We start from the raw sequence: 2,686 nt of genomic DNA, 5'->3' as shown, positions 1-2,686 counted from the left end.
AATAACCCCGCCTATCAGGCAACGATTGCGGCAGCGGACGGTACTCGGGTCTACGAGTTGGCCCCAACGCCCGTTGCCACCCTTAGCGAGAACGGCTCTCTGCGAAACGTCTACCTCGAGCTGGAATGACCATGTCGGAACGAAAGAAGCTGCATCCTGGATTTAAAAAGAACGCCAAGGTAGCCATGATCGTGGCAGGCGTTGCCGCCGCTGGGGTAGGCATTGCTTACATGGCTGTAAATAGCCGCTCATCCCAAGGGGCCACCGTCGAAGTTCCGACGATAGACACCCATGGAGGGAAGAAGACCGAGGAGACTCCAAACTACTCGCGCGCGCTCAACCGCGCAAACGACAAGAATTTCCAGCAGGCCGAACAGGCGGACGGCACTTTCATTCCCACGCTTTCGGATAACAGTGGCAAGACGACTGCCCTTGAAGATGAGCTTGCTCAGCGCGCGAAAGCCAATCCGCCGACTCCACCGCGTGATATTGCGCGACCGAACCAGCCGAACCCCGCTGGCGATCCCCAACAACAAGCTCAAATCACGTCGACGGGCCTGGGGGACCAGCTGCAGGGGCTGCGTGCGGTGTGGACCCCCGGCGAATCTTCGCAGCTGATCCTCAACATCGCGGTACAAGGCAGCGACACCCGCAGCTCGGCAGCGGCTGCGGCGAGCGGGGCTGCGACGACTGCCGCAGCAGTAAATAGCACCACGGGACGTGACGCCACTCCATATATCCGTGGCCTGGACCAGATTCCGGCGATCTATCAGAACAGTATCGATACGGACGCACCATCCGATGTCCTCGCCCGTGTCGAGACCGGCAAGTACGCGGGCAGCCTGTTCTACGGGACCGCACGCCTATCTAACGAGGTGATCGTTACCGACTTCACCAAGATGAAGACCCCATCCGGCGAAATGATCACCATTTCGGCAGCAGCCCTGGACGAGGAAGAGTTGCGGACCGCGCAACCCGCTGATGTCGATCACCGCTACGTGCAGCGTATTGGCGTCCCTGCATTGCTGGGCGCGCTGAGCGCAGCTGGATCGGTCTACCAGAATGCTGGCTCCATCGTTCAGCAGACACCGCTTGGCGGCGTAACGACAACGACGAACCCAAATCCGAGCGGCAAGCAACTCGCCGGCGCAGCTACTTCTGCGGGCCTGCAGGCTACCCAACAGGTCATCCAGCAGGAGAACGCATCGATCCCGCCGCGTCGCGGCAGAATCAAGCGTGGCGTTCCGATCATGGTGCTCTTCAAGGCGGACGCATACTTGAAGGAGTAGGGTCCACGCGCCGGCTTTGTTACGTATAATTGTATTGATACGCACTAGGGGCAACCCATGACCCAGACAAACCACTTTGACGCCCACCTCGACACCGACGAGCACGAGGATCCGAATCACGACGCGTCCGAGGTTGACGTGACCGATGTTGCGACTTCGGACAAGCCCAAGCGAAAGCTGCCAACCAACTACCTCCTCTATGGTGCAGTCGCCGTAGCCGTGCTTGGCTTCTGGGGCTTTAAGAAGATGTCGAAGCCTTCCAGTCCCGCTGAGATCGCCGCCAGCGCACCGATGAGCGACGGCGGGATGATGGGGGCGTCGGGTACACAGCGTCCCGCGGCGGAATCGTTCGCGCCCGTCCAATCTGCGCCGCAGGGCTTTGCACGCAGCCAGCCCGCAGAACAGCTCGCAGAAAAACCACCAGAACAGCCCGCAAGCAACAACAACGGGCCGACGTCGGCAATCGAGTTGCCCGCTTCTAACGCCATCGCGGGCGGCACCACCGCCGCGTCGATGGCGGCGAACGACGCCTTGCCCGCAGGCGCGATCCCGAGCACCAAGGCCAGCACGGTGGAAAGCGGGCGCAAAGAGAGCACCGATTCCGCCATCCTGGAGCAGCTGAAAGCGCAGACGGCGCAGCTGGAGGACATGGGAAAGCGACTTTCCGCCCTCGAAACCCGACGTGTTGAAGGCAAGGCCGAGTCGAAGCCCGTCCGCGCAAGCAAGCCACTATCTGCCGAAGACCGCGCCCGGGAGAAATCCGCAGGTGTGGTGCGCGCGAAAGCAAGCCGTTCGCGCTCCTCCGCCAAAGAGGAAGTGCAACTGGGCTACAAGATCAAGCAAGTCATCCCCGGCCAGGCCTGGCTCGAAGACGACTCCGGCAAGCAGTATGTAAAGGCCAAAGGTGACAAGCTCGGCGGTAGTGAGATCGTTGAGATCGACGCAGACAAATACATCGTCCGCACGACAGCCGGGATCATCCGCTAATGGACCTCACAACCATCGTCACCCAGATCGGCGCGACGATTGTCGAATTCCAGTCGCTTGCCGCTGCCGCGGCCTACGGGGTAGGCCTCTGGTATATCGCCAAGGCGATCAACAGGGGCATGAAAGCATCCAGCCACCCGGGCGGTGGCGAAACGTCGGGTGCGGCGATTTTCACGACGCTCCTGGTTGGCGCGATCTTGCTCAACCTCACCAGCACCATGGGCGACCTATGGGAAACCGTGACGGGCGAGCGCGGTGCAGGGTTCGGGATGGTTTCCTATTCCGGCGCGAGCGCTGCCGGTGTGTTTGCACCGGCCATCAATGCGATCTTCACCATCGTCTCGACCTTCGGATGGTGGTACGGATTCAAGGGCCTGACCATGTTCAAGAAAGCATCGGAGGGACACGGT

Annotated in this window: 3 protein-coding genes and 1 pseudogene; all 4 read left to right on the top strand. The window is 61.1% G+C overall.

The features are described from left to right. Positions 1–129: DotH/IcmK family type IV secretion protein (locus tag E1J61_RS39035; RefSeq protein ID WP_371705021.1), on the top strand; the 129-nt coding region annotated here is incomplete at its 5' end. Positions 130–131: 2 nt separating this feature from the next. Next, positions 132–1,289, top strand: a complete 1,158-nt coding sequence (locus tag E1J61_RS36115; protein ID WP_165971621.1) for a DotG/IcmE/VirB10 family protein — start codon at positions 132–134, stop codon at positions 1,287–1,289. Positions 1,290–1,346: 57 nt separating this feature from the next. Beyond that, positions 1,347–2,276: a hypothetical protein gene (locus tag E1J61_RS36110; RefSeq protein WP_133098553.1), complete on the top strand. Its 930-nt coding sequence runs from the start codon at positions 1,347–1,349 to the stop codon at positions 2,274–2,276. Continuing rightward, positions 2,276–2,686: pseudogene (locus E1J61_RS36105) on the top strand (hypothetical protein); the annotation flags it as partial. The gene E1J61_RS36110 and the pseudogene E1J61_RS36105, both read left to right, overlap by 1 nt.

This window comes from Cupriavidus sp. L7L, from assembly GCF_004353535.1.
Lineage (GTDB): Bacteria > Pseudomonadota > Gammaproteobacteria > Burkholderiales > Burkholderiaceae > Cupriavidus > Cupriavidus oxalaticus_A.
The sequence above is the reverse complement of the archived record's forward strand: the minus strand, read 5'-3'. Positions and strand labels throughout refer to the sequence as shown.

Coding starts and splice junctions, on each gene's coding strand:
- E1J61_RS36115 (WP_165971621.1), top strand. CDS start 132: ATGTCGGAACGAAAGAAGCTGCATCCTGGATTTAAAAAGAACGCCAAG.
- E1J61_RS36110 (WP_133098553.1), top strand. CDS start 1,347: ATGACCCAGACAAACCACTTTGACGCCCACCTCGACACCGACGAGCAC.